Annotated in this window: 22 protein-coding genes; 4 read left to right on the top strand and 18 right to left on the bottom strand. The window is 68.4% G+C overall.

Annotated features, from left to right (window positions below; all coding sequences use genetic code 11):
• Positions 1-61: 61 nt before the first annotated feature.
• Complete coding sequence (locus ACO6VK_RS17620; protein WP_422509380.1) at positions 62-451, bottom strand: VanZ family protein; 390 nt, start codon at positions 449-451, stop codon at positions 62-64.
• A 1-nt stretch (position 452) separates the two neighbouring features.
• On the bottom strand, positions 453-1,637 hold the full coding sequence (locus ACO6VK_RS17615) for a class I SAM-dependent methyltransferase (RefSeq protein ID WP_422509378.1): 1,185 nt from the start codon (positions 1,635-1,637) through the stop codon (positions 453-455).
• A gap of 56 nt (positions 1,638-1,693) precedes the next feature.
• On the opposite strand from ACO6VK_RS17615, the gene ACO6VK_RS17610 reads away from it, so the two are divergent.
• Positions 1,694-2,431 carry a pteridine reductase gene (locus ACO6VK_RS17610; protein WP_422509376.1) on the top strand — a complete coding sequence of 246 codons (738 nt, stop codon included), beginning with the start codon at positions 1,694-1,696 and terminating at the stop codon, positions 2,429-2,431.
• A 28-nt stretch (positions 2,432-2,459) separates the two neighbouring features.
• On the opposite strand, the gene folK is transcribed toward ACO6VK_RS17610, so the two are convergent.
• On the bottom strand, positions 2,460-2,945 hold the full coding sequence (gene folK / locus ACO6VK_RS17605; RefSeq protein WP_422509374.1) for a 2-amino-4-hydroxy-6-hydroxymethyldihydropteridine diphosphokinase: 486 nt from the start codon (positions 2,943-2,945) through the stop codon (positions 2,460-2,462).
• Positions 2,946-3,029: 84 nt separating this feature from the next.
• Here folK and ACO6VK_RS17600 point away from each other — a divergent pair, with 84 nt between their 5' ends.
• Positions 3,030-3,764, top strand: coding sequence for a 20S proteasome subunit A/B (locus tag ACO6VK_RS17600; protein WP_422509372.1), 735 nt, complete (start codon positions 3,030-3,032; stop codon positions 3,762-3,764).
• Positions 3,765-3,838: 74 nt separating this feature from the next.
• On the opposite strand, the gene ACO6VK_RS17595 is transcribed toward ACO6VK_RS17600, so the two are convergent.
• From ACO6VK_RS17595 to ACO6VK_RS17580, 4 genes are all read right to left on the bottom strand, one after another.
• On the bottom strand, positions 3,839-5,362 hold the full coding sequence (locus tag ACO6VK_RS17595; RefSeq protein ID WP_422509370.1) for an ATP-binding protein: 1,524 nt from the start codon (positions 5,360-5,362) through the stop codon (positions 3,839-3,841).
• A gap of 4 nt (positions 5,363-5,366) precedes the next feature.
• Complete coding sequence (locus ACO6VK_RS17590; protein WP_017354409.1) at positions 5,367-5,807, bottom strand: response regulator; 441 nt, start codon at positions 5,805-5,807, stop codon at positions 5,367-5,369.
• Positions 5,804-7,624, bottom strand: coding sequence for a sensor histidine kinase (locus tag ACO6VK_RS17585; RefSeq protein WP_422509368.1), 1,821 nt, complete (start codon positions 7,622-7,624; stop codon positions 5,804-5,806). The genes ACO6VK_RS17590 and ACO6VK_RS17585 overlap by 4 nt, the downstream gene beginning before the upstream one ends.
• A 200-nt stretch (positions 7,625-7,824) precedes the next feature.
• Positions 7,825-8,193, bottom strand: coding sequence for a BON domain-containing protein (locus tag ACO6VK_RS17580; protein ID WP_422509366.1), 369 nt, complete (start codon positions 8,191-8,193; stop codon positions 7,825-7,827).
• 174 nt (positions 8,194-8,367) lie between these two features.
• Here ACO6VK_RS17580 and ACO6VK_RS17575 point away from each other — a divergent pair, with 174 nt between their 5' ends.
• Positions 8,368-9,411 (top strand): oxidoreductase, encoded by a 1,044-nt coding sequence (locus ACO6VK_RS17575; protein ID WP_422509364.1) that lies wholly within the window; start codon positions 8,368-8,370, stop codon positions 9,409-9,411.
• Positions 9,412-9,420: 9 nt separating this feature from the next.
• Here ACO6VK_RS17575 and gnd read toward each other — a convergent pair whose 3' ends face one another.
• The 8 genes from gnd to ACO6VK_RS17535 all read right to left on the bottom strand — a co-directional run bounded on the left by gnd (position 9,421) and on the right by ACO6VK_RS17535 (position 18,051).
• Positions 9,421-10,329 (bottom strand): phosphogluconate dehydrogenase (NAD(+)-dependent, decarboxylating), encoded by a 909-nt coding sequence (gene gnd, locus ACO6VK_RS17570; protein ID WP_422509362.1) that lies wholly within the window; start codon positions 10,327-10,329, stop codon positions 9,421-9,423.
• A gap of 3 nt (positions 10,330-10,332) precedes the next feature.
• Positions 10,333-11,586, bottom strand: coding sequence for a hypothetical protein (locus tag ACO6VK_RS17565; RefSeq protein ID WP_422509360.1), 1,254 nt, complete (start codon positions 11,584-11,586; stop codon positions 10,333-10,335).
• A 20-nt stretch (positions 11,587-11,606) separates the two neighbouring features.
• Positions 11,607-12,245, bottom strand: a complete 639-nt coding sequence (locus tag ACO6VK_RS17560) for a DUF2242 domain-containing protein (protein ID WP_422509358.1) — start codon at positions 12,243-12,245, stop codon at positions 11,607-11,609.
• Positions 12,246-12,582: 337 nt separating this feature from the next.
• Entirely contained in the window at positions 12,583-14,760 is a 2,178-nt protein-coding gene (locus ACO6VK_RS17555; RefSeq protein ID WP_422509356.1) for a carboxy terminal-processing peptidase, read from the bottom strand.
• Positions 14,761-14,975: 215 nt separating this feature from the next.
• The gene (gene lipA / locus ACO6VK_RS17550; protein ID WP_136005127.1) at positions 14,976-15,986 is read right to left on the bottom strand and encodes a lipoyl synthase; all 1,011 of its coding nucleotides are present in this window, start codon (positions 15,984-15,986) and stop codon (positions 14,976-14,978) included.
• Between the two features lie 18 nt (positions 15,987-16,004).
• Positions 16,005-16,712 (bottom strand): lipoyl(octanoyl) transferase LipB, encoded by a 708-nt coding sequence (gene lipB, locus ACO6VK_RS17545; protein ID WP_422509354.1) that lies wholly within the window; start codon positions 16,710-16,712, stop codon positions 16,005-16,007.
• Entirely contained in the window at positions 16,700-16,978 is a 279-nt protein-coding gene (locus ACO6VK_RS17540) for a DUF493 family protein (RefSeq protein WP_017354322.1), read from the bottom strand. Before ACO6VK_RS17540 ends, lipB begins: the two co-directional genes overlap by 13 nt.
• An 83-nt stretch (positions 16,979-17,061) precedes the next feature.
• The gene (locus ACO6VK_RS17535; RefSeq protein ID WP_422509352.1) at positions 17,062-18,051 is read right to left on the bottom strand and encodes a CsgG/HfaB family protein; all 990 of its coding nucleotides are present in this window, start codon (positions 18,049-18,051) and stop codon (positions 17,062-17,064) included.
• A 322-nt stretch (positions 18,052-18,373) separates the two neighbouring features.
• On the opposite strand from ACO6VK_RS17535, the gene ACO6VK_RS17530 reads away from it, so the two are divergent.
• The gene (locus tag ACO6VK_RS17530; RefSeq protein WP_422509350.1) at positions 18,374-19,447 is read left to right on the top strand and encodes a lipid A deacylase LpxR family protein; all 1,074 of its coding nucleotides are present in this window, start codon (positions 18,374-18,376) and stop codon (positions 19,445-19,447) included.
• Positions 19,448-19,585: 138 nt separating this feature from the next.
• Here ACO6VK_RS17530 and ACO6VK_RS17525 read toward each other — a convergent pair whose 3' ends face one another.
• From ACO6VK_RS17525 to mltB, 3 genes are all read right to left on the bottom strand, one after another.
• Positions 19,586-20,803 (bottom strand): D-alanyl-D-alanine carboxypeptidase family protein, encoded by a 1,218-nt coding sequence (locus tag ACO6VK_RS17525; protein WP_422509348.1) that lies wholly within the window; start codon positions 20,801-20,803, stop codon positions 19,586-19,588.
• A gap of 107 nt (positions 20,804-20,910) precedes the next feature.
• The gene (locus ACO6VK_RS17520; protein WP_422509346.1) at positions 20,911-22,227 is read right to left on the bottom strand and encodes a septal ring lytic transglycosylase RlpA family protein; all 1,317 of its coding nucleotides are present in this window, start codon (positions 22,225-22,227) and stop codon (positions 20,911-20,913) included.
• The gene (gene mltB / locus ACO6VK_RS17515; RefSeq protein WP_422509344.1) at positions 22,224-23,369 is read right to left on the bottom strand and encodes a lytic murein transglycosylase B; all 1,146 of its coding nucleotides are present in this window, start codon (positions 23,367-23,369) and stop codon (positions 22,224-22,226) included. The genes ACO6VK_RS17520 and mltB overlap by 4 nt, the downstream gene beginning before the upstream one ends.
• Positions 23,370-23,551 lie beyond the last annotated feature (182 nt).

The following is a 23,551-nucleotide window of genomic DNA, read 5'->3' as shown; positions in this document are numbered from 1 at the left end:
CTCCCCCCCCCCCCCCCCCCCCTACCCCCTCCCCCCCCCCCCCCCCCCCCCACTACCGCGCTTATCCGCGCAGGCGCACCAGCAGATCGCGCAGCGGGGTGAACGCGAGCGCGATGCCGGCCAGCACGCCCACGCTGTTGGCCAGCGCATCCATCGGGTCGGCCATGCGGTCGGTGGTCAACGCGCCCTGCGCGACTTCAATGCCGATGCCCAGGCCGACCAGGCCCACCGCTGCCCAGGCCAGGGGCGCACGCGGCCGGTAGATCTGCACGGCCGCTGCGGCCAGCAGGAAATACGCCAGGAAGTGCTCGACCTTGTCGCTGTTCTCCGGCAGCGCCAGTGGCGGCGGCGGGATCAGGCACACGGTGATGGTGACCAGGATCGCCAGCCACCACAGCGCCAGCCACACCCGTGGCCAGCGCAACGGCTTCAACACGCCCGTGCCCGCCACCTCACAGCCGCCAGGTCAGGTCGCCGAGCAGGAACGCGGCCTCGAACGTCACGTCGCGCTGGAAGCCCATCACCTGGAAGCGCTCGCCCATTTCGGTGGGCAGGGTGAGCTTCTTGACCTGGTCGCGCAGGCGCACGCGGCCGATCTCGTCGGTGCGCGCCTCGGCCTTTTCCAGCAGTCCATCCAGGCCGTTGCCCAGCAGGAAACTGGCCTGCGTGCAGTAGCCGGCAAGGTCGAACCCCGCCCCGGTGCCGGCCTCGGCCAGCGCGGTGAAGTCCACCGACGCGGTCAGGTCCTGCAGACCCGGCCACCGGTAGACGTCGTTGTGCACGTGGTGGCGGTAGAACGCGCGCATCGTGCCGTCGTCGCGCTCGTCCTGGTAGAACTCGTTGCGCGGGTAGCCATAGTCCACGAACAGCATCGCGCCCCGCTTGAGGCCGCCGGCCACCGCCTGGATCCAGTACGGCAGCTGCGGCAGCAGCTCGGACCGGTAACCGTCGGCGAACGGCTTTTCGCGGTAGGCCTCCACATGCCGCACGGCCGCGCCGAGCAGCGCGTCGGCCGGCTGCGCACCGCGCACGAAGGCGCCCTGCGCGTCCAGCTCCACGGTTTCCTCGTAGATCATGCCGTCCTTGGCCAGGAAGCGCGGCGTGGGCAGCGCGTCGATCACCTCGTTGGCGAACACCATGCCGTCCCAGTCGTCGTCGAACGGCCCGTCCAGCCACTCGACCAGGGCGAACAGCGGCGGCACCAGCGCCTTTTCCAGGCGTTCGCGCTGGCGCTCGCGCAGGTCCGCACTGGGTTCCAGGATCGCGTAACGGTCCGGCAGCGCGTCCAGCTCCAGCATGCGCTTGAGCAGGATCTCGGCGAACGCGCCACTGCCACCCCCCAGTTCCAGGAACCGCGCCTGCGGGCCGAGCTGCTGCATCACCGGCGCGACCGCGTTGGCCACGGTGGCGGCAAACAGCGAGCCGATCTCCGGCGAGGTGGTGAAATCGCCTGCACTGCCGAACTTGCTGGCGCCGGCACTGTAGTAACCCCACCCGGGGGCGTACAGGCTCAGCTCCATGAAGCGCGCGAACGGCATGGCGCCGCCATTGGCGAGGATCTCCGCGCGCAGGGCGGCGGCCAGCGTGTCGCTGTGGGCCAGGGCGTCGGACTCGGGAAGGGGCAGTGGGGAATGCATGGCGCGGGCGATTGCGGTGACAATGCACAGCATAGCCGAGCAGGGAGTTACCCCCGATGACCGACACCGCGCCCGTGGCGCTGATCACCGGCAGTGCGCGCCGGATCGGCGCGGCCATCGCCCGCCACTTCCATGCCTGCGGCTGGTCGGTGGTGCTGCACGCCCATACCTCCACCGCCGAGCTGCAGCAGATGGCCTTCGACCTGGACATGCTGCGCCCCGGCAGCGTGCTGGCCCTGCAGGCCGACCTGCGCGACGCCGACGCCCTGCCCGACCTGGTCGAGCAGACCGTGGCGCAGTTCGGGCGCCTGGACGCACTGGTCAACAACGCCTCCAACTTCTACCCCACCCTGCTCGGCCAGATCACCGCCGAGCACTGGGACGACCTGTTCGCGGTCAATGCGCGCGCCCCGCTGCTGCTGGCCCAGGCGGCCGCGCCGCAGCTGCGCCGACACCAGGGCAGCATCGTCAATCTGACCGATCTGCATGGCACCCAGCCGATGCGCGATCACCCGGTCTACAGCGCGGCCAAGGCCGCGCTGGAAATGGTCACCCGCTCGCTGGCGCTGGAACTGGCGCCCAAGGTGCGGGTCAACGCGGTGGCGCCCGGCGCGATCCTGTGGCCGGAACAGGGCAAGGACGATTTCGCGCAGCAGGCGCTGCTGGCCCGCACCCCGCTGGCCCGCACCGGCACCGTGGAGGAGATCGCCGAGGCGGTGTACTGGCTGGTCAGCGATGCGCCGTTCGTGACCGGGCATACGCTGCGCGTGGATGGCGGCCGGACGCTGTCGTAACGGGTGCGTACCGACCACCGGTCGGCACCTACCGCAGCTCCACCACCTCGAACGCCTCGCCATGCTGGCGGTGGGCGCGCCACAGCGCGTCCAGGGTCAGCCCGCTGACCGGGTCGCGGAAATCCGGGGCGATGTCGGCCAGCGGCTTGAGCACGAAGGCGTGCTTGAGCTCGGGGCGCGGAATGCGCAGGTGGCCGGGCCCTTCCACGATCAGGTCGCCATAGAAGACCACGTCGATGTCCAGGGTGCGGTCGCTGAAGCGCGGGCCGCTGCGGTCGCGGCCGTGGGCATCTTCCAACGCGTGCAGCCAGGCATCCAGCGCGTCCAATGGCAGATCGGTCTCGATCACCACCGCATTGTTGAGGAACGCGGGGCCGTCGAAACCGACGGCGGCCGTCCGGTAGGCCGGGGAAACGAGGATGTCGCCGAAGCGCGCGCGCAGGGCCTCCACCGCGGCGTGAAGATGCTGTTGCGGCTGCAGGTTGCTGCCCAGGCTCAGGAGCGCAGTGGTCATGGTATTCAGCGTGCGTGGGGCGAATCCACATGGTGCCGTCACGGCCACCGCATAGAATCGGGGTGCACATCATAGGACACCGACATGACCTATTGCGTCGGCATCGAGGTGAACGAAGGCCTGGTCTTCGCCGCCGATACCCGCACCAACGCCTCGCTGGACGATGTCCGCGTCCACCGCAAGCTGCATGAATTCGAGTTTCCGGGCGAAGCCGCGTTCGTGATCATGGCCGCCGGCAACCTGGCCACCACCCAGCTGCTGATCTCGCGGCTGCGCCGGGACGTCGAGGAGCAGCGCGCGGAGAACCTGCGGGCGTACCGGCACCTGTTCGAGGTGGCCGAATATGTCGGCCGCGTCCTGGTCGACAGCCAGGTCAAGGCCACCACCCAGGACGCCAGCCACGATGGCATCGTCACCCAGGCCACGTTGATCCTGGGCGGGCAGATCGCCGGCGAGCACCCGGGCCTGTACATGATCTACCCGCTGGGCAACGCCATCGCGGCCTCGCCGGAGACCCCGTTCCTGCAGATCGGCGAATCCAAGTACGGCAAGCCGATCCTGGACCGCATCCTGCGCCCGCAGACCCGCCTGGAAGATGCGGCGCGCACCGCGATCGTGTCGCTGGATTCCACCATCCGCTCCAACCTGTCGGTGGGCCTGCCGATGGACCTGGTGCTGATCCGCGACGGCGACCTGCGCATCAGCCAGCGCATGCGGCTGGCCGGCGATTCGCCGTTGTATGCCGAGATCCACGGCAGCTGGTCGCACAAACTCGAGCAGGCCGTCGCCAGTCTGCCGGCGTTTCCCTGGGAACACTGATGTAGGGGTGTGGGTACCGACCGTTGGGTGGGTACCGACCGTTGGGTGGGTACCGACCGTTGGTCGGTACTCTCTTACGCCGTCTCCAGCGCCTCGGCGACCGAGCGGAACACCTGCTGCATCTCCAGCGGCTTGCGCAGTACGTGAACGTTGATGGCCGGCGGGAACACCGCCAGCGGCACGGTCACGTCGGCCTCTTCCAGCACCAGCGCCGGCCCACGGTAGCCCAGCGACGCCATCTCGCCGAGCAGATGGCTGGCCGAGAGCAGCTTGGAGCCGGCATCGGCGATCACCAGCGCCGGCATCGCCTCCTGCTGCATCCAGCGCAGCGCGGCCGCGCCGTCGGACGCCAGCTGCAGGTGATAGCCCTGGCTGGACAATGCGTTGCCGAGCAGCGACAGGCGCGTGGCCTCGCCATCGACCACCAGGATCGACTGGCCGGCACCGGCGGCGATCGGCCCGTCGATGGCCTCGTGGGGGGCCGCCAGCTCCTGCATCGGCAGCAGCAGGTCGAAGCGGGTTCCTTCACCGGGCACGCTGTGCACGTGGATGCTGCCGTGCACGCCTTCGATGATGCGCTTGCACGAGATCAGGCCCAGGCCGGTGCCGTTGGCCTTGGTGGTGAAGAACGGATTGAACAGGTGCGACAGGGTCTCGGCATCCATGCCGGTGCCTTCGTCGGTCACCGAGATGCGCAGCCAGTCCTCGCCCTGCCCGTCCGCGCCCACGTCCGCTGCCGCGCGCAGGGTCAGGCGTCCGCCGCTGGGCATGGCCTGGATCGCGTTCAACGACAGGTTCAGCAGCACCTGCTGCAGTTCGGTGTAGTTGGCGTCGACCGCCAGGCCTTCCTCGGCCACGTCCAGCTGCAGGGTCACCTTGTCGGGCAGGTTGCTGCGCAGCAGCAGTTCGACTGCCTCGAACAGATGGGCGATGCAGATGTGCTCGCTCGGCTTGCGCGAGCCGCGCACGAACGACAGCATCGACTCGGCCATCTCGTGGCCGCGGCGGCCGCACTCGGCGATCACGTCGGCCAGGTGGTGCAGCTGCGGGTCTTCGGTGCGGGCCTTGAGCAGGTCCGGCATGATCAGCAGCGGCTGCAGGATGTTGCGCAGGTCGTGGCTGAGCCCGGCCGCCAGCAGCGACAGGCTTTCCAGCCGCTGGGCGCGCATCAGCTCGGCTTCCACGCGCTGGCGTTCGATGCCGCTGCGCGCTTCACGCACGGCGCGGGCCACCGCCGACGGCAGACGCGCCGGCAGGTGCTTGATGATGTAGTCGTTGGCGCCCTGGTGCAGGGCCGCCACCGCGTTTTCCTCACCCATCGTGCCGGACACGAAGATGAACGGCACGTCCGGGCTCGCGGCGCGCACGATCTGCAGCGCCTCGTTGCCGGAGAAGCCGGGCATGCTCAGGTCCGAGAGCACGATGTCCGGCAGGAAGCGCTCCAGCGCCTCGCGCAGTTCATCGGCGCCCTCGACCCGCTCGAAGCTGGCCTCAAGGCCGGCATCGAGCATCTGCTCGCACATCAGTTCAGCGTCTTCCGGCGAGTCTTCGACCAGCAGGACACGCAGTGCACCCAACGCAGGGCCGGTCAGCGGCATGGGATTACTCGAGCTCCGGAGCCTGGTTGATGACGGCCCAGAACTTGCCCAGGGTCTGCACCGCACCGAAGAACTGGTCCACGTCCACCGGCTTGACCACGTAGGCGTTCACGCCCATGTCCCAGCTGCGCGCCAGATCGCTTTCCTCGCGCGAGGACGACAGGATCACCACCGGCAGGCGCTTGAGCTCGTCGGTGTTGCGGATTTCGCGCAGCACTTCCAGGCCGTCCATGCGCGGCATCTTGATGTCCAGCAGCAGCACGGCCGGCAGGCCTTCCTCGCGGTTGGCGAAGGCGCCGCGGCGCAGCAGGTAATCCATCGCTTCCACGCCGTCTTCGACGTGCACGATCGGGTTGGCCAGGCGCGCTTCCTTCAGGGCATCGACCGCCATCTCGGCATCGGCGGGGCTGTCCTCGGCAAGGAGGATGGTACGGAGTGCGGTCATGCGGCAGAGCCCTTGTTGATTGCGTCGAGTGCAGGAGGAAGCAGGAAGTGGAACGTGGCGCCTTGATCGACCACCGACTCGGCCCAGATGCGGCCGCCGTGCCGGGTCAGCACGCGGCGCACGCTGGCCAGGCCGATGCCCGTGCCGGGGTAGTCGCTGGCCTTGTGGAGCCGCTGGAACACGCCGAACAGCTTGCTGGCGTAGGCCATGTCGAAACCGGCGCCATTGTCGCGTACCGAGAACAGGTGGCTGCCATCGGGCTGCAGCTTGTAGTCGATCTCGATCCGGGCCGGATCCCGGGTGGAAGAATACTTGATTGCGTTGCCCAACAGGTTCAGCCAGACCTGCCGCATCATGTTCTCGTCGGACACGATGATCGGCAGCGGGGCGATCGACCATTCGACCTGGCGCGACACGCCGCTGGCCTCGGACTCGCTCTGCAGGTTGGCGTCCAGCATCGAGCGGGTATCGGCCACCAGCGACTGCATGTCCACCGCCTGCAGGCGCATCGCCGCCCGGCCCAGCCGCGAGTAGACCAGCAGGTCGTCGATCAACGCGGCCATGCGCCGTGCCGAGTTGGAAATGACCCCGAGGTAGTGCTGGCTCTTCTCGTCGGCCTGGTCGCCCAGGTGGCGGGTGAGCTTGTCGGAGAAGCCGGCCACATGCCGCAGCGGCGCGCGCAGATCGTGCGAGACCGAATAGCTGAATGCTTCCAGTTCGCGATTGACCTCCGACACCTGCTCGACCTTGCCTTCCAGCTGGCGGTTCAGCTCTTCAACGCGCTGCTGCACGGCACGCTGCACGGTGACGTCGCTGACGGTCATCAGCACCACTTCGTCGTCCTTGTCCGGCAGCGGCATGCGCCGCGCGTTGATCAGCATCGTGCGCGACACGTCGTCGGCGGTGCGCTGCTCGTGTTCGTAATCCCACAGCTCGCGGCCACGCACCAGCACGTCGGTCAGGCGCTGGCGCACCACCGCGTCCTGCCAGGCGCCATCGCCGACGCTGTCCAGTGCCATGCCGTCGGACGATTCGGCCTCGTCCAGGCCGTACAGCTCGGCGAAGGCCGGGTTGTGCATCTGCACGCGCAGCTGGCGGTCCAGCAGTACGATCGGTTCGCGCACCGTATGCAGCACCGAGGCCGCGCGCGCGGCCGAGCGCAGCGACTGCCGTTCGGCATTGACACGGTGGCCGATCTGGCGGTGCAGCAGCCACAGCACCAGGCCCAGCAGCAGCAGCTGCACGAGCAGCGCGCTCCACGAGACGATGTCGCTCTGCCGCTGCTGCCTGGCGAGGTTTTCGGTCCGCTGGGCGAGCAGGTGCTCCTCGTGTTTCTGCAGCTCCTCGACCAGGTTGCGGATCGGGTAGCGGGTGGTCATGTCCTGCACCAGCTGACGCTGGTCGGAGGTGGGCGAAGAGCGCGCCAGCTGTTTGGCCAGCTCCATGCGCCGCTCCAGCATCGACTCGATGCGGCCGATGCGCACCAGCTGGTCGGGGTTGTCCTGGGTCAGCACCGCCAGCTTGGACAACCGGGTCGGAATGTCGTTGGCCTGGGCCAGGCGTTCGCGCAGCCCGGGCGCGTCGATGCCCTTGGACATGGTCAGCGCGGCCGACTCCACATCGCGCACGTCGGCCTGCAGCTGGTACAGCGCCACGCCCACTTCCTGGGTATGGCTCACCCACTTCATGGCGTTGGCGTTTTCCTGCTCCAGCTTGCGCAGGGTCAGCCACGGCACCACGATAATGGCGATCGCCGCCAGTCCCAGTGCCGGCAAACGCCAGCGATCCCAGATTTCATCACTGAAAACCAGTGCCATAGTCCCTCGTCAGCTCACTGTGCCGTGACCGGCCATGCGCACCCGCGGCAGGCCGTCAAGCGCGCCACACCTGCGGTGGCGGAACGGCCAATATACCCCAGCCCATGTGTGAATACGGCGGCGGGCCCGGTTTGATGAACGCGTAAAAAAGGGCGCGCCGGATGGCGCGCCCCTCGGGTGCGGCGATGTGCGGGCCGCGTTTAGCGGGCAGCCGCCACCTTCAGGCCGCTGGCATCCACGCGCTTGACGCCCTTGATGCCCTGGGTCACGCGGACGGCCTTGTCATGCTCGGCCTGGCTGGCCACGGTGCCGGTCAGGGTCACCACCCCATTGACGGTCTCCACCTTCACTTCGGTGCCCGGTACGTTCTTGCTGGTCAGCAGGTCGGTCTTGACCTTGGTGGTGATCCAGCTGTCGGTCACCGGTTCGGCGGAGTCATGGGTATCGGCATGGGTCATCGCCGCCGCGTCGGTGCTCTTGGGCGGGGTCTTGGCCATGACCGAAGACGTGCCCAGCACCATACCGAAGGCCAGCGAAGCAGCAAGCAGATTACGGGTAGTAAGGGTCATCTCGGATGTCTCCTGCGGGTTGGTGATCCCAGTGTCGGTGCAGGGCCGTATGCAGCACGTCGCTGCCGCATAACGCTGCCGTGAACCGCTCAGCTTCCTGCACCACCGTTCAGATTTCCGTGCGTCATGCGCAGCCGGTACGCTCTGCATTCCCCCTGCCTCGTGGAGTACGACATGGCCACCGCGTTGAATGTCGGCTTGATCGGCTACGGACTGGCCGGTCGCGTGTTCCATGCACCGTTGATCCGGCACACGCCCGGCCTGGTGCTGCACGGCATCGCCAGTTCGCAGCGTGACCATCTGCTGCGCGAGTTCACCGACGTGCGCATCTGCGCCGATCCGCAGCAGCTCCTCGACGATCCTGCCGTCGACGCGGTGGTGATCGCCACACCCAACGACACCCACGCCGACCTGGCGCATGCGGCGCTGGCCGCGGGCAAACATGTACTGGTGGACAAGCCGTTCGCACTGTCGGTGGACGAAGCCGACGCCATGCTGCAGGCAGGCGCCGCCGCCGAGCGCGTGATCACCGCGTTCCACAACCGCCGCTACGACGCCGATTTCCTGACCCTGCGCCAGCAGGTGGCCGATGGCCACCTCGGTGAGATTGCCGAGTGCCACTCGCACTTCGACCGCTACCGGCCGCAGGTACGCGACCGCTGGCGCGAAGGCGATGGCCCCGGTGCCGGGTTGTGGATGGATCTGGGCCCGCACCTGCTCGACCAGATGCTGCAGCTGTTCGGCTGGCCGCAGGCGATCAGCGTGGATCTGATGGCACAGCGCGAGCACGCGCGCAGCGACGACTACGTCCATGCCGTGCTGTATTACCCGCGCCACCGCGCGATCCTGCACGCCGGCTCGCTGGTGGCGGCAGGCACGCCGCGCTTTGCCGTGCATGGCAGCGCCGGCAGCTGGCTCAAGGAGGGGCGCGATGTGCAGGAAGACCAGCTTCGCCGCGGCATCGCGCCTGGTGCGCCGGGCTGGGGCATCGACCCGGTGCACGGGCACCGTGTGGTGGTCGATGCCGAAGGCCAGGCGCACCGCAGCAGCGTGGACAACGTGCCGGGCGACTACCGTGCCTGCTACGCCGCCTTCCGCGACGCGATACAGGGCCAGGGCGAGCCGCCGGTCAGCGCCGCGCAGGTACTGCAGGTGATGCGCCTGCTCGACGCCGGCCAGCGCAGCGCGGCCTGCGGCGCGCGCATCGCCCTGGACTGAGCCGCCGGCTCAGCCCTTGGGATGGATCGCGTGGCCACCGAACTCGTTGCGCATCGCCGCCAGCAGGCGATCGCTGAAGGAGTTCTTCTCACGTGAACGCAGACGCTCCAGCAGCGACAGCGTGATCACCGGCGCCGGCACGTCCAGATCGATCGCCTCGGCCACCGTCCAGCGGCCTTCGCCGGAGTCCTCCACGTACGGCGCGATGCCGTCAAGCTGCGGATTGCGGCCCAGGGCATCGGCGCTCAGGTCCAGCAGCCACGAACGCACCACGCTGCCGTGCTGCCACGCGCGGGCGACCTCGGCCAGGTCCAGGTTGAACTCGGTCTTGTGCTGCATCAGCGCGAAGCCCTCGGCGTAGGCCTGCATCATTCCGTACTCGATGCCGTTGTGGACCATCTTGCAGAAGTGACCTGCACCGCTGGGCCCGACGTGCGCCCAGCCGCGGTCGGCGGCCGGTGCGAGGGTGCGGAAGATCGCGCCGACCCGCTCCACGGCGGCCGCATCGCCGCCGATCATCAGGCTGTAGCCTTCCTGCAGGCCCCACACGCCGCCGCTGGTGCCGCAGTCCAGGTAGGTCACATCATCGGCCAGCAGCTGCGTGGCGCGGCGCATGGAATCCTTGTAGTACGAGTTGCCGCCGTCGATGACCACATCGCCTTCGGCCAGGTGCGGGGCGAGCGCCGCCAGCGTCTGGTCCACCACCTCGCCGGCCGGCACCATCAGCCATACCACGCGCGGCACCGGCAACGCGGCCAGCGCATCGGCGACCGACGCGCTGACCTCGAAACCGCGTGCGGCCGCACTGGCACGCGCGCCTTCACCGGGGTCCACGCCGATCACGCGATGCCCGCCGCGATGCAGCCGTTCGGCCATGTTGGCGCCCATGCGCCCCAGTCCAATCATTGCAATGTCCATCGATCACCTTTGCTCAGCTTGCGAATTCGTCAGGGAAACCGGCGCCGTGGCCGCGCACTGCCGCAGGCGTGCGTCGATCCAGCGCCGGTACAGCGTGGTATGCAGATTGTGCAGCCCCAGTTCGATCGCAAACGGCGTACGCGGGTTGCGGTCGAGCAGGCGGGCCACGTGATACCCGATGGGACGTATACCGCGTGGGTGCACATAAATCAGGAACTCCCGGTAGAACGGATCGTCCAGCAGGTCGTCCAGTTCAGCCAGAAGCGCCCGCTTGTCGGCCGGCACCTCGCGCCGCGCGATCGGGTCACGCTCGATCAGCAGCCGTTCGAAGCGGCGTGGACCGGGACCGGGCAGCTGTGTGGCCAGCGTCCAGATGCGCCGGTTGACCGCGTCGTAGTGGGCAAAGCCGCCGTGCGCGCGCAGCGCACGCGCCGCCGCATCGCCCACGTCCACCACCACGAAGTTCTCGGCCTGGTTGTTGATGTCGTCCAGGTACTGGCGGTCGAACACGTGTTCGATGAATCCCGGTGCGCCGACGAATGCCTGCCGCCCGCGCTGCGCGGTCAGGCGCGCCTTGCCGTCGGCAAGGAAGCGGCCGGCATGGCGGCCGAGCAGGATGCTGTCGGTGTCGTGCAGGGTCAGGAAGGTGCCGATGGACAGCTCGCCCGGCGCGAACTCGGCATCGAAGGCGGCATCGCCGTACAGCTCACGCTGGGTGGCCAGTTGGGCAACCTGGCGCCCTACCCCGCATTCGGCGCGTACGCGGCCGCTGTAGAACGCCTGCAGCGCCGCGCTGTTGCCGGCGGCCGGCTGGTAGCCGCGCCCGAAGCTGCGGAACCCCTCCCATCCCTGTGCCTGCGCGCCACGCGCGCCGAAGCCGATCCAGCCCAGCTGCAGCGCAGAGAAGCGGAAGCCGTCGTTGGCCTCCAGGTGGGTGGCGGCACGTCGGGCGGCCTGCCCCAGCGGAAACGCATACGCGCAGACCGTGGCCGGATCGTCGAACAGTTCACGCAGAAAGCCGCCGCGCTGGTCCTCGCTCCAGCGCGCGGGCAGCTGCACGCGCAGGTCGCCGGCCGCCTGCGCCTGGGCGAGGTCGGCACGCTCGCAGACCGGGCCACCGTGCACGACGGGAGCGGCAATGTCGGCCGTCTCGATCCGCCACCCCAGCTCGGTCAACAGCGCCTGCGCGCAGCCGCCTGGCTGACCGGACGCCAACGCCGGCCCCAGCAGACCCACCAGCAGTGCCCCCCGCAGCATCGCGCGCCTGCGCATCCGACTCAGCCCGCGTCCGCCGGAATCTCCGCTGCCGGCACCAGCGATGGCGCCGGTTCGGGGGTGGGGGGCGCCGCAGGACGCGGTGCCGGCACCGGCTCGACCGGGGCCGGCGGGGGCGCGGCCGCTGCCGCAGGCAGGTACTGCTGCAGGCGGTCGAAGAAGCGCTTGTAGAAATCGGCGTCCTGCACCGTGCTGCTGGTCACCTTCACCAGCGAGTCGTCGTTGCTGCCGAACGGCAGCGACACCGAGCCGATGGCACCCACGCCGACGCTGGCCGAGGTGGGGCTTTTTTTCAGCGCGTAGCGGTCCTGCACGGCACTGACGAACACCAGCGCCTGGTCGCCGCGCGGCGCACAGGAAATACGCAGCACCAGCTGCTCGTGTTCGTCTTCGCGGGGCTGGAAGTTCTTGTTGCCTTCCACGGCATCGCTGCCGGCCCGGGCGATCGCATAGCCCTGGCTGAGCAGCGTGCGGCGTGCCGCTTCGCAGGCATGCCCCGGGTCGCCAGGTACGCTGCGCGAATAGGTATCGCCGGAATCGAAGGATTCGCGGAGCACGGTGCTGTCGGCGGCGCGGCCACCGCAGGCGGTCAGGACGGACGCGGCCAGCAGGCCGGCCGGAAGTGCGTGGTACAGCCGCATGGACGCTCCTGCAGGATCAGACTCGCCCCAGCATAGTCCTGCCCGCGTAAGCGCCAGGTTTACACCGCGCGCGACAGCCCCCGCGTTGCGCCGCCATTCACCGCGGTAGCGCCGACCGCTGGTCGGCTTGCGCCCCGGTAGAGCCGACCGTTGGTCGGCTTGCGCCCTGGTAGAGCCGACCGTTGGTCGGCTTGCCCCTTGGTAGAGCCGACCGTTGGTCGGCTTGCGCGCACGGCGCGGGCGGGGTGGGTAAATCGGTGGCTGGCCGGAGAGCAGCCGACTAGAAGTCGGCTCTACAGTCGGCTCTACGGTCGGCCTTTACGGGCGACTTTCGCGGTCAGTCGGCCCAGCGGCCTGCCGCGGTGGACTGCGGCAACACCTGCGCCGACAGCGGACGGTCGGCTTCCAGCAGGTTCACCGCGTCGGCCAGGATCGACGCTGACTCGCGCAGCAGCGGGTCCGGACGCTTCTCGGCGGCCTTCTCGCGGGCGGCATCCTTGACGATGTCGCGCTCGTTGCCGGTCAGGCCGTCATCGTTGCTGTCGTCGGCCAGCGGGTCCAGGTCCAGGCCCAGTTCCTTGCGGATGGCCTGGCGCTGCTTGCGCTGGGCTTCCTGCTTCTCGCGTTCGGCACGACGCTCGCCTTCATTGAGCGACACATACTTCTTGGCGGCCTCGGCGCGGAACTGCGCCACGTCCTCGTTCCACCACTGGAATTCCTTGTCGGCGGCGATGCGCGCGGCATGGCGGGTTTCCAGCTTGGGCAGCAGCGGGCCGAAATTGCCGTACTGGGTGTGCGGCACGGCGGCGATGCGGGTCCACGGCAGGGCGTTGTCGTAGGTGCTTTCGCCGTACTCGCTGGCATCCACGCTGGCCGGGAAGGCCAGGTCCGGCACCACACCCTTGTGCTGGGTGCTGCTGCCGCTGACACGGAAGAACTGCGCGATGGTCAGCTTGACCTGCCCGAAGCGCTGGGTTTCCCCGCTCGGCCAACGGTCCAGGTCCACGATGTTCTGCACCGTGCCCTTGCCGAAGGTGGTCTCGCCGATCACCAGGCCACGACCATAGTCCTGGATGGCGCCGGCGAAAATCTCCGATGCCGAGGCCGACCCGCGGTTGATCAGCACCGCCAGCGGGCCGTCCCAGGCCACCGCTTCGCTGCGGTCGCTGTTAACCGTGACGCGGCCACCGGATTCGCGCACCTGCACCACCGGGCCCTGCTCGATGAACAGGCCGGTCAGTTCGATCGCTTCATCCAGCGAACCGCCGCCGTTGTTGCGCAGGTCCAGCACCACGCCGTCGAGCTTGTCGGCCTTGAAGCCGGCCAGCAGCTTGGCCACGTCGCGGGTGGCCGAGGCGTAGTCGGCCGCGTTGCGGCGGCGGCCTTCGAAGTCCTGGTAGAAGGTCGGCAGCTTGATCACACCGACCTTGCGGGCGGGCTCACCGTCGTTGCCGGGGATGGTCAGCGTCTCGCCCTTGGCGGCCTGCTCGGCCAGGCGCACCTTCTGGCGGGTCAGCACCAGGGTGTGATGCTTGCCGTCGACGCCCTCTTCGGCCGGAATGAACTCCAGGCGCACCTGGGTATCCTTCTTGCCGCGGATCTTGGCCACCACGTCATCGATGCGCCAGCCGATCACATCTTCCAGCGGACCGGACTTGCCCTGGCCGACGCCGACGATGCGGTCGCCCGGCTTGAGCGTGCCGTTCACCGCGGCCGGGCCACCGGCGATGATCTCGCGGATCACCACCATGTCGTCCTGCCGCTGCAGCTGCGCGCCGATGCCTTCCAGCGACAGCGACATGGCCTGGTTGAAGTTCTCGGCCGTGCGCGGAGTGAAGTAATCGGTGTGCGGATCGACCGCGCTGGTGTAGGAATTGAGGAAGAACTGGAACACGTCCTCGCCCTTCAACTCATTGACCGACTTTTCCAGCGTGGCGTAGCGCTTGTCCAGCGTCTTGCGGATCTCGGCGGCCGGCTTGCCGGCCAGCTTCAGCCGCAGCCAGTCGTTCTTGACCGACTTGCGCCACAGTTCGTCCAGCTCGGCATCACTGGCCGCCCACGGCACGTCCTTGCGGTCGTACTCGAAGCGATCCTGGGTGCTGAAGTCGAAATCCTGCTTGAGCACCTTGCGTGCATACGCCACGCGTTCGCCGACGCGCTGCTTGTACACCGCGAACACCTGGAACGCCGGCTCCAGCTCGCCGCCGCGGATCGCCGTGGCGATGTTCGCCTCGAACGGTGCAAAGCGGGTGACGTCGGCCTGGGTGAAGAACTGCTTGCTGCCATCCAGGGCTTCCAGATAGCGCTTGAACACGTCCTTGGAGGTGGCCGTATCCAACGCGCGCGGCCGGTAGGCGTAGCGGCTGTCCGACAACAGTCCATAGACCAGCTTGGAGGTGGTCGCCTGGTCGGCGGTGGCCGCCGACGGCAGCGCCGGCGAATCGGCGTATGCGGCCAGCGCCAGCGGCGCGGTGAGCGCCAGGGCCAACAGGAATGCGGGGGCTTTGAATTTCATGGACGAGCTCGTGGCACCTTGCCAAGGAGAAGACTGCGTGCGGATCAGACCACACGACAGTGCCGAAAGTTGCGAGGTTTGTCATCCACCCGGCGCAACAGGGATTTCCAGCCTAAACCGGCCCCTGTAGCAAATTGTGAATGGCCGTCCCCGGCCAGCCGATGGCCGGGAGACGCCACACCCCCGTCAATCGAGGGGTTGCCCGGCGTCGGCGGTCAGGCGACGCCGGCGCCCTTGGCCTGCACGTCGGCGTGGTAGGACGAACGCACCATCGGGCCGGACGCCACATGGCTGAAGCCCAGCTCGTAGCCGTAGACCTCGAGCGCCTTGTAGTCCTCCGGCGTCCAGTAACGCAGCACCGGGTGGTGGTGCGCCGTCGGCTGCAGGTACTGGCCGATCGTGATCATGTCCACGTCGTGGGCACGCAGGTCGCGCATCGTCGCGCGCACCTGGTCCAGGTCCTCGCCCAGGCCCAGCATGATGCCGGACTTGGTGGCGATGGACGGATGCTGCGCCTTGAAGTTCTTCAGCAGCGTCAGCGACCACTGGTAATCCGCACCCGGGCGCACGTTGCGATACAGGTCCGGCACGGTTTCGATGTTGTGGTTGAACACATCCGGCGGGTTGGTCGCCAGGATGTCCAGCGCCCGCTCCATGCGGCCCTTGCCGCGGAAGTCCGGCGTCAGCACCTCGATCCGCGTGTTCGGCGACGTCGCCCGGATGGCGCCGATGCAGTCGGCAAAGTGCTGGGCACCGCCGTCGCGCAGATCGTCGCGGTCCACGCTGGTCACCACCACATACTTCAGGCCCATGTCGGCCACGGTCTGCGCCAGGCTGGCCGGCTCATTGGCATCGGGCGGCTTCGGCCGGCCGTGTGCCACATCGCAGAACGAGCAGCGACGCGTGCAGACCTCGCCCAGGATCATGAACGTCGCCGTGCCGTGGCTGAAGCACTCGTGGATGTTGGGGCAGCTGGCCTCCTCGCAGACCGTCACCAGACGGTTCTCGCGCAGCTTGGCCTTCAGCGTCTGCACCGCGTTGCCCGACGGAATCCGTACCCGGATCCACGACGGCTTGCGCAGCACCGGCGCGTCGGCGAACTGCACCGGCGAGCGGCCGATCTTGTCACCGCCCAGCTGTTTGACCCCGGCCTGCAACGGCGCGGCGGACGGCGTGTCGCCCTGCACGACCTGCAGGGGAATGATGCGAGCGGTGGTTTCAGTCATGGCCTTGGTCGGCGGCGCTCAGGCCGCGTCTGTCAGATCGGGCAATTCGGTGGCGGGCTGGAGGTCCAGGCCGAACTGGCGGGCCAGATGGCCCAGCAGTACCGGCGTGACGGCCGCCATGCCGGACGGTCCCCCCAAGTCTATCACCGAGGTCACCTGCAGCCCTTGATAGCCGCAGGGGTTGATGCGGCGGAACGGCTCCAGGTCCATCGCCACGTTGAAGGACAGCCCGTGGAATGTGCAGCCACGGCGGACCCGGATGCCCAGCGCGGCGACCTTGGCCCCGCCGACATAGACGCCCGGCGCACCATCCAGCCGTTCAGCGCCGATATTCCATTCGTCCAGCGTGTCGATGATCGCCTGCTCGATCCGGCAGACGTAGTCGCGCACGCCGATGCCCAGCCGCCGCAGCTGCAGCAGCGGGTACACCACCAGCTGGCCGGGACCGTGGTAGGTCACCTGGCCGCCGCGGTCCACATGCAGCACGGGGATATCGCCGGGGGCGAGCACGTGCTCGTCCTTGCCCGCCTGGCCCAGGGTGAACACCGGGTCGTGCTCGACCACCCAGAGCTCGTCGGGCGTGTCGTCGGTACGGGCATCGGTGAAACGCTGCATTGCATGCCAGACCGGCGCGTAGGGCTGGCGGCCGAGGTCGCGCACCCATGCCGGCTGCGCTGCCCGGGTGCCCGGGGCAGACGCGGTGGAGCAGGCGCCTACAGCGTCCACTTCACTTCCGGGTGATCGCGCAGGGCGGTGTGGGCGGCGTCGTACTGCTCGCGGTTGTCGGCCTTGAACACCAGCCGCACCGACACATACTTGCCGTTGGACGAGTGTTTCCAGCTGACCCGCTCGGTCAGTACTTCAAGACCGGCCAGCTCAAGCAGGCGCGGCAGTTCGCGTTCCAGCTCCTTGCCAGCCGCGCCCATGGCGCTGAGTTCAAACTGGCCGGGGAACTGGAAGCCGTGGTCGGGGTTGTCAGACTTGATCTCCATGCGCCCATTATCGGGTCGCCGGGCACCAAACCCAAGAGGCGGCGTGAAGGTGACGGCCGGTCAGCCGCCACCTCCCTGCCCGATCAACGGGCCAGTTCCATCAGGGTGGCGTTGACCCAGCCCTTGTTGCCCATTTCGTCTTCCACTTCCCACATCGCGCCTTCCTTGACGCCGGTGGGATACAGCAGCATGCCCGGCTCCAGCGAGCGCACGGCCGCACCGGTGCCCTTGGCATTGGCCAGCAGGCGGCCCGGCTTGAGCATGGTCACGGCCTGGCTGACATTGGACGCGGCCGGGTTGCCGGACAGGCCACCGAGCTCGCCCACCAGGTTGGTGTAGGCCTGCAGGTAGGCCAGCGTGATCACCTGGCCGATTTCGGTGTTGGCGTAACCGCCCACGCCCATGCCGCCCAGACCGCCACCCCCGAACAGGCTGCCGCGGGCACCCCAGCTCAGGTCGGTCTTCTTGGAGTTGCCTTCGACCACGGCCACCTGTTCGGAGGACCGCACATCGGTCAGGCTCAAGGTCACGTTGGCGGTCTTGCTGCGCAGGTTGAGGCCGCTGGCCACCGAACCGGCCTTGCTCCCCACCAGGCCACTGATCAGGCCACCGATGGCATTGCCGCCGGCATCGCTGTTCTGCGAGATCAGGTCGGGAATCAGCACGTAGTCGGCGGCCCGCATCTGGCCCTTGCCGATGTTGGAGCGGCCACGCAGCTCACCGTCGGCGGCCAGGGCGCGCTCGGCCTGGGAAGCGGCGAGGCCCACGCCTCGGTCCACCAGCGTGAAGCACTTGGACTTGCTGACGAACACCTTGATCAGGCGGGACGGGGCCGGCAGCTGCTCGCCGCTCCACCAGTTCACCACGTCCTCCGGCTCGATCACCGCGATGGTGCCGAGCGGCTTGCTGCATACCGGAATCTCCGCCTGGCCGTTCTTGCTCTGCTCCTGGGCGGAGGCGCGGCTGCCGAAGGCGTCGCGCAGACCGGCCGACGCCGGCGTGCTGACGGCCATCAGTCCTGCGCCCAGCGTGGCGCAAGCCAGCAGGTGGGCGAGCGAATGCGATTTGGTCATCTGTTTCATCCAGCGCTCCCGTTGCCGGCCAAGCGCGATCCGTGGGTTGAGAAAGGGCCTGCCTGCGCAGACTCGAGTCCATTGATGGCGTCCCCTGACGCCACGGGGCGGAGAATATGGCAAAGGCCTGCCAACCACAACGGGAGCTGACTCGCAGATGCGGTCAGGGTCGCCCCATGCCCCCCGATGCCGACTGCAGGCGTGGCCGCGACGGGGACGCCCTGCGTTTCGCAACAGACCGGTGACGATCGCGTAGTCGATCCCGCCCACCGCTGGCTGTACCGTATCTCCGCAAAAGACGACAGAAAAAAGCAGCTCGCCCATGCCCGCACACCCCAAACGCACCGCCGCAGCCCTCGCCTTGTCCGGCCTTCTGGCCTCCACCGTCTCCTTTGCCGCGCATGCCGCCCCCGCGTGCGGACCCGACGCGATGCGCGAGCACCCGCCGCAGGTCAATTTCCGCGTCGACAACGATCTGTTCGGCGGCAAGGACCAGGACCAGGGCTATACCAACGGCGCCCAGTTGACCCTGGTTTCGCCGAACCTGGTCGACTACACCGACGACCCCTGCCTGCCGCGCATGGCGCGCTGGGTGAACCAGCACCTCGAATCGCTGCATCCCGGCGAGTTCGAGCAGCAGAACATGATCTTCAGCCTCGCCCAGGGCATCTTCACCCCGACCGATTTCACCCGGAAGGATCTCATCGAAGACGACCGCCCCTATGCCGGCGTGCTGATCGCCAGCTTCGGCTACAACGCCCGCCGCGGCGACCGCCTGCAGACCACCCAGCTCTCGCTGGGCGTGGTCGGGCCGTGGGCGCAGGGCGAGCAGGTGCAGAACGCGGTGCACGAGCTGCTCGGCGACGAGAAGTTCCAGGGCTGGGACAACCAGCTGCACAACGAACCGGTGTTCATGCTTACCCACGAGCGCATGCGCCGCTGGCCGGGCGATGCCAGCCTCAACGCCGGCGGCTGGGGCTGGGATGCCATCAGCCACTACGGCGGCGCGGTGGGCAACCTGGCCACGCACCTCAATGGCGGTGCCGAAGTGCGCTTCGGCTGGAAGCTGCCCGACGACTTCGGCAGCACCCCGCTGCGCCCGGCCGGCGAGAACACCGCCCCCACCCGCGGCGGCAAGCCCAGCGGCTGGTCCTGGCACCTGTTCGGCACCAGCGACGTGGCCTGGGTGATCCGCGACATCACCCTGGATGGCAACACCTTCCGCAACAGCCACAGCGTGGACAAGCGCCACGTGGTCGGCCAGCTCGGCTACGGCCTGGCGATCATGCGCGGCCGCTGGAAGTTCGCCCTCGCCCGCTACCACAGCACCCGCGAGTTCGACGGCCAGAAGGAAGCGCCGGTGTTCGGCAGCTTCACCATCAGCCGCTCGCTGTAAGGCGCGCCACAGCGGCAGGTACCGACCGCTGGTCGGCAAACCACATGGGCAGGTGCCGACCGCTGGTCGGCACAAAAAAAGACCGGCTTCCGCCGGTCTTTTTTTTCCTGCAGCCGACCCACGGTCGGCGCTACTGCGTCATTCCGATTCCCACCACATCCAGAAGCTGTCCCACAGGCGCTTGAAGAAGCCGGCTTCTTCCACCGCTGCCACGGCCACCAGCGGCGCCTGCGCGACCACCTTGCCGTCCAGCATCACCTTCAGCGTGCCGATCGGCTGGCCCGCGGTGAACGGCGCCTCCAGCGTCTTGGGCACGTCGATGCTCGGCTTCAGGTCGTTGTAGCGGCCGCGCGGCACGCTCACCAGCAGCGGCTGGGCCACGCCCAGCTGCACGTTGTCGGCCTTGCCCTTCCACACCTTGTGCTCGGCCACGACCTTGCCGGGCTCATACATGCGGTGCGTTTCGAAGAAGCGGAAGCCCCAGTTCAACAGCGCCAGGCTGTCGTCGGCGCGCTGCTTCTCCGAACTGCCGCCCAGCACCACCGCGATCAGACGCTGATCGCCACGCTGTGCCGAACTCATCAGGCAGTAGCCCGCTTCGGAGGTGTGGCCGGTCTTGATCCCGTCCACGCTCTGGTCGCGCCACAGCAGCAGGTTGCGGTTGGGCTGGGTGATGTTGCCCACGGTGAATTCCTTCACCTTGTTGTAGGCGTAGGTCTCCGGGTAGTCGCGCACCATCGCGCGGCCCAGCAGTGCCAGGTCGTAGGCGGTGGTGTGGTGGCCCGGCGCGCTCAGGCCGTGCGCGTTGACGAAGTGCGAATCCTTCATCCCGATCTTGGCCGCGTAGCTGTTCATCAGCGATGCGAAGGCTTCTTCGCTGCCGGCCACGTGCTCGGCCAGGGCGATCGCGGCATCGTTGCCGGACTGGATCGCCATGCCCTTTTCCATGTCTTCCAGACGCGCGGTCTGGTTGACCGGGAAGCCGCTGTAGCTGCCGTCGGTCCCGGCGCCACCTTCGCGCCAGGCGCGCTCGCTCATCATCACCTGGTCGTCGGGACGGACCTTGCCGTTCTTGACCTCGGCGGCAATGACGTACGAGGTCATCACCTTGGTGATGCTGGCCGGGGCCAACTGCACGTTCGCGTTTTCACCGGCCAGCACCTGCCCGGTGGCGTAATCCATCAGCACCCAGGCCTTGGAAACGCTCGGCACGGGGGCCGGCGGCGTGGCTACCGTCGCCGGGGCGGTCGCAGCAGGTGCGGGCGTCGGCGCCGGGGTCGGCAGGGGGGTCTGGGCGGAAACCAGGCCCACGAACAGGGTCGTGGTCATGGCAACGGCGGCAAAGCGGAATTTCATCGGACAGCAAGCTCCTGGAGGGCGCCAAGGGGAGATGGAAGGAGAACGGGCATTGTAGGCCCACGGAGCGTTGGCACGCGGTGCAGACCGCGTGCCGGGCGTGAAGGTCAGTCCTTGACGATCTGCGGCGCCCCGAAGCCCAGACCGGCAATGCGGCCGGCAAGTTCCGAGGCACTGGCATGGTCCGGCGCCGGCACCCGCAGGCGCCACAGGGTGCGGCCGCCGCTGACGATGTCGCTGATGCTGGCCCCGGCGATGCCTGCCGAGGACAGCTGGCCCAGCGCGCGCGTGGCGTTGTCGCGGCTGGCGAAGCTGGCTACCTGCAGCAGCACGCTGCCCAGCACCTGCTGCGGCAGGCTGGCGCCGGCGGCCGGGCGTGCCGGTGCGGCGGCCACGGGGGTCGGTGCCCGGGGGGCGGCGGCCGGCAGCGCGGCCACACTCACCGGCGCGCTGTCGGTCGGTGCAGCCTGGGTGGCGGCCGGCTTGCCGGTGGCCACGCGCACGCCGTTGTCGCGCATCCAGGCATCGAAATTGTCCGCGTTGCCCGGCTTGGCGCTGTCGGCGACGCGGTAGCGGTAGGCCTCGGCACCGGCCTTGGGGGGCGTGCGGGCGGTGGCCGCCGCCGCCGGCAGCTTGCCGACCAGCGCGTCCATCTCGCTCGCCTTGGCCGCCGTGGCGGCCTCGCGGCGCTCGCGCCGCGACGGCTTGTCGGCCGATGCCAGCAGGTTGTCCTGGCCCGGGCTCAGCGCGCGCACCTCCACGTTGCCGGTGCCGCGCTGGGTGATGCCCAGGCGCACGGCGGCCGCGTAGCTGAGGTCGATGACCCGGCCGTCATGGAACGGGCCGCGATCGTTGACCCGCACAATCACCGACTCGCCGTTGTCCAGGTTGGTCACCCGCGCGAAGCTCGGCAGCGGCAGCGTCTTGTGCGCGGCGGTGAACGCGTACATGTCGTACACCTCGCGGTTGGAGGTCAGGCGCCCGTGGAACTTGGCGCCGTAGTACGAGGCGGTGCCCTTCTCGGCATAGCCGCCGGTCTTGTCCATCACCTCGTACTGCTTGCCCAGCACCACGTACGGCGATTTGTTGCCCACCGGCGAGCGCGGCAGGTCGACCACGTCCGGCTCGGGAATGCAGGCCACATTGGGAATGTAGGTGGGCGTGCTGTCATTGACGCCGGGCTTGTACAGGCCACCGGCGCGGTAGTCCCCGCGCGTCGACGGATCCTCGGCGGCCGCCGCATACGGCGAGCCGTCCGGGCAATGCGCCGGACGCGCGCCCTTGCCCTTGCCCTGCACCACCGTTCCGGCCGGCTTGCCGCCACCGATGCCGGCGGCCGGCTTCTTCGGCGCACTGCTGCAGGCGGCGAGCGCCAGTATCAACATCCCCGGGATCAGCCATCTGAAGCGTGCGGTTGCGTTCATGCCGGCGGCAGCTCCTGTCCGGCGATGGCCTGGGAAAGCTGGTACACGGCCATCGCATACATTTTCGAGAGGTTGTAACGGGTGATCGCGTAGTAGTTCTGGAAGCCCAGCCAGTACTGCTTGCCGGTGCTGGCTTCCAGCGTGATCGGCGTTGCGGTCAGGCCCGCGCCGACCGGCATGCTGGGCTGATAACCACGCTGGGCCAGATCGGACAGGGTCCAGGTCGGGGTCCAGTCGGTGGGATCGAACGGCTCGCGCCCGGCCTGCAGGGTGGCCGGAACGGCGACCGGACCGCCACGCACCCAGCCGCCCTTCTTCACGAAGTAATTGGCGATCGAAGAGAACACGTCGTCGTAGCTGTTGAACAGGTCGCGGCGGCCATCGCCGTTGCCGTCCACCGCATAGTCCAGGTAGCTGGACGGCATGAACTGGCCCATGCCCATCGCACCGGCATAGCTGCCCTTGATCGAGAGGATGTCCAGCTTTTCATCGCGGGTGAGCGCGAACAGGCGCGCCAGTTCGTCGCGGAAGAACAGCTCGCGGCGCACTTCGCGCTCGAGCTTGGCCGGGTCGCCGCTGCGCGGATACTTGAACGCCAGCGTGTACAGCGCGTCGAGCACCCGGTAGCTGCCGGTGTTGCGCCCATAGCTGGTTTCTACGCCGATGATCGCCACGATCACTTCTGCCGGCACGCCGGTGCGCTCCTGCACCCGCATCAGTTCGCCGCGGTGTTCGGCAAGGAAGGCCCGGCCGCCGTCGATCCGCGCCTGGCTGATGAACATCGGCCGGTACTCGTTCCACGGCTTGACCCGCTCGGCCGGGCGCGACATCGCGGCGATGATCGGATCGCGGATCTGCGCCTGGGCCAGGGTGGCCTCGATCTGCGCGGCGGGAATGCCGTAGCGGGCGGCGGTATCGCGGACGAAATTGGCGCGTGCGACCTCGAACGGCACCGGGGTCAGGTCCACCGGCGGCGCGGTCGCTGCGGCCGCTTCGGGCGCGGCTTCGGCCGGACCCTTGTGCCCGTGAGCGGGCTTGTTCGGAGCACCCGAGGCCTGCGGCGACGGGGCGGGGGAAGGCGGCTGGGTCGCGCAGGCGACCAAACCGAGCGTAAGCATGCAGGCCAGAGTGCGTCGAATCATCGAGGCAGGTTAGCAGGTCATGGATGAATTAAAACCCCTAACACCATGAATCACAACGAATTGCGGCGTCGGATGGTTCGCGGGTTCGGGTCTTCCCCATTCATCTGGACCGGTACCCGGTCGTAAGGTCTTGCCGGTTGCGTCCCCATCCCCGCAGACGCAACCGGCCAAACCGACCAGGT

This window comes from Stenotrophomonas sp. GZD-301 (assembly GCF_049310345.1).
GTDB lineage: Bacteria > Pseudomonadota > Gammaproteobacteria > Xanthomonadales > Xanthomonadaceae > Stenotrophomonas.
This window is presented reverse-complemented; position numbering and strand designations above follow the sequence as displayed.

What these genes read in the sequence shown, in the direction of transcription:
- ACO6VK_RS17615 (WP_422509378.1), bottom strand. Translation starts at nt 1,637, where the DNA reads ATGCATTCCCCACTGCCCCTTCCCGAGTCCGACGCCCTGGCCCACAGC.
- ACO6VK_RS17610 (WP_422509376.1), top strand. Translation starts at nt 1,694, where the DNA reads ATGACCGACACCGCGCCCGTGGCGCTGATCACCGGCAGTGCGCGCCGG.
- folK (WP_422509374.1), bottom strand. Translation starts at nt 2,945, where the DNA reads ATGACCACTGCGCTCCTGAGCCTGGGCAGCAACCTGCAGCCGCAACAG.
- ACO6VK_RS17600 (WP_422509372.1), top strand. Translation starts at nt 3,030, where the DNA reads ATGACCTATTGCGTCGGCATCGAGGTGAACGAAGGCCTGGTCTTCGCC.
- ACO6VK_RS17595 (WP_422509370.1), bottom strand. Translation starts at nt 5,362, where the DNA reads ATGCCGCTGACCGGCCCTGCGTTGGGTGCACTGCGTGTCCTGCTGGTC.
- ACO6VK_RS17590 (WP_017354409.1), bottom strand. Translation starts at nt 5,807, where the DNA reads ATGACCGCACTCCGTACCATCCTCCTTGCCGAGGACAGCCCCGCCGAT.
- ACO6VK_RS17585 (WP_422509368.1), bottom strand. Translation starts at nt 7,624, where the DNA reads ATGGCACTGGTTTTCAGTGATGAAATCTGGGATCGCTGGCGTTTGCCG.
- ACO6VK_RS17580 (WP_422509366.1), bottom strand. Translation starts at nt 8,193, where the DNA reads ATGACCCTTACTACCCGTAATCTGCTTGCTGCTTCGCTGGCCTTCGGT.
- ACO6VK_RS17575 (WP_422509364.1), top strand. Translation starts at nt 8,368, where the DNA reads ATGGCCACCGCGTTGAATGTCGGCTTGATCGGCTACGGACTGGCCGGT.
- gnd (WP_422509362.1), bottom strand. Translation starts at nt 10,329, where the DNA reads ATGGACATTGCAATGATTGGACTGGGGCGCATGGGCGCCAACATGGCC.
- ACO6VK_RS17565 (WP_422509360.1), bottom strand. Translation starts at nt 11,586, where the DNA reads ATGCTGCGGGGGGCACTGCTGGTGGGTCTGCTGGGGCCGGCGTTGGCG.
- ACO6VK_RS17560 (WP_422509358.1), bottom strand. Translation starts at nt 12,245, where the DNA reads ATGCGGCTGTACCACGCACTTCCGGCCGGCCTGCTGGCCGCGTCCGTC.
- ACO6VK_RS17555 (WP_422509356.1), bottom strand. Translation starts at nt 14,760, where the DNA reads ATGAAATTCAAAGCCCCCGCATTCCTGTTGGCCCTGGCGCTCACCGCG.
- lipA (WP_136005127.1), bottom strand. Translation starts at nt 15,986, where the DNA reads ATGACTGAAACCACCGCTCGCATCATTCCCCTGCAGGTCGTGCAGGGC.
- ACO6VK_RS17540 (WP_017354322.1), bottom strand. Translation starts at nt 16,978, where the DNA reads ATGGAGATCAAGTCTGACAACCCCGACCACGGCTTCCAGTTCCCCGGC.
- ACO6VK_RS17535 (WP_422509352.1), bottom strand. Translation starts at nt 18,051, where the DNA reads ATGACCAAATCGCATTCGCTCGCCCACCTGCTGGCTTGCGCCACGCTG.
- ACO6VK_RS17530 (WP_422509350.1), top strand. Translation starts at nt 18,374, where the DNA reads ATGCCCGCACACCCCAAACGCACCGCCGCAGCCCTCGCCTTGTCCGGC.
- ACO6VK_RS17525 (WP_422509348.1), bottom strand. Translation starts at nt 20,803, where the DNA reads ATGAAATTCCGCTTTGCCGCCGTTGCCATGACCACGACCCTGTTCGTG.
- ACO6VK_RS17520 (WP_422509346.1), bottom strand. Translation starts at nt 22,227, where the DNA reads ATGAACGCAACCGCACGCTTCAGATGGCTGATCCCGGGGATGTTGATA.
- mltB (WP_422509344.1), bottom strand. Translation starts at nt 23,369, where the DNA reads ATGATTCGACGCACTCTGGCCTGCATGCTTACGCTCGGTTTGGTCGCC.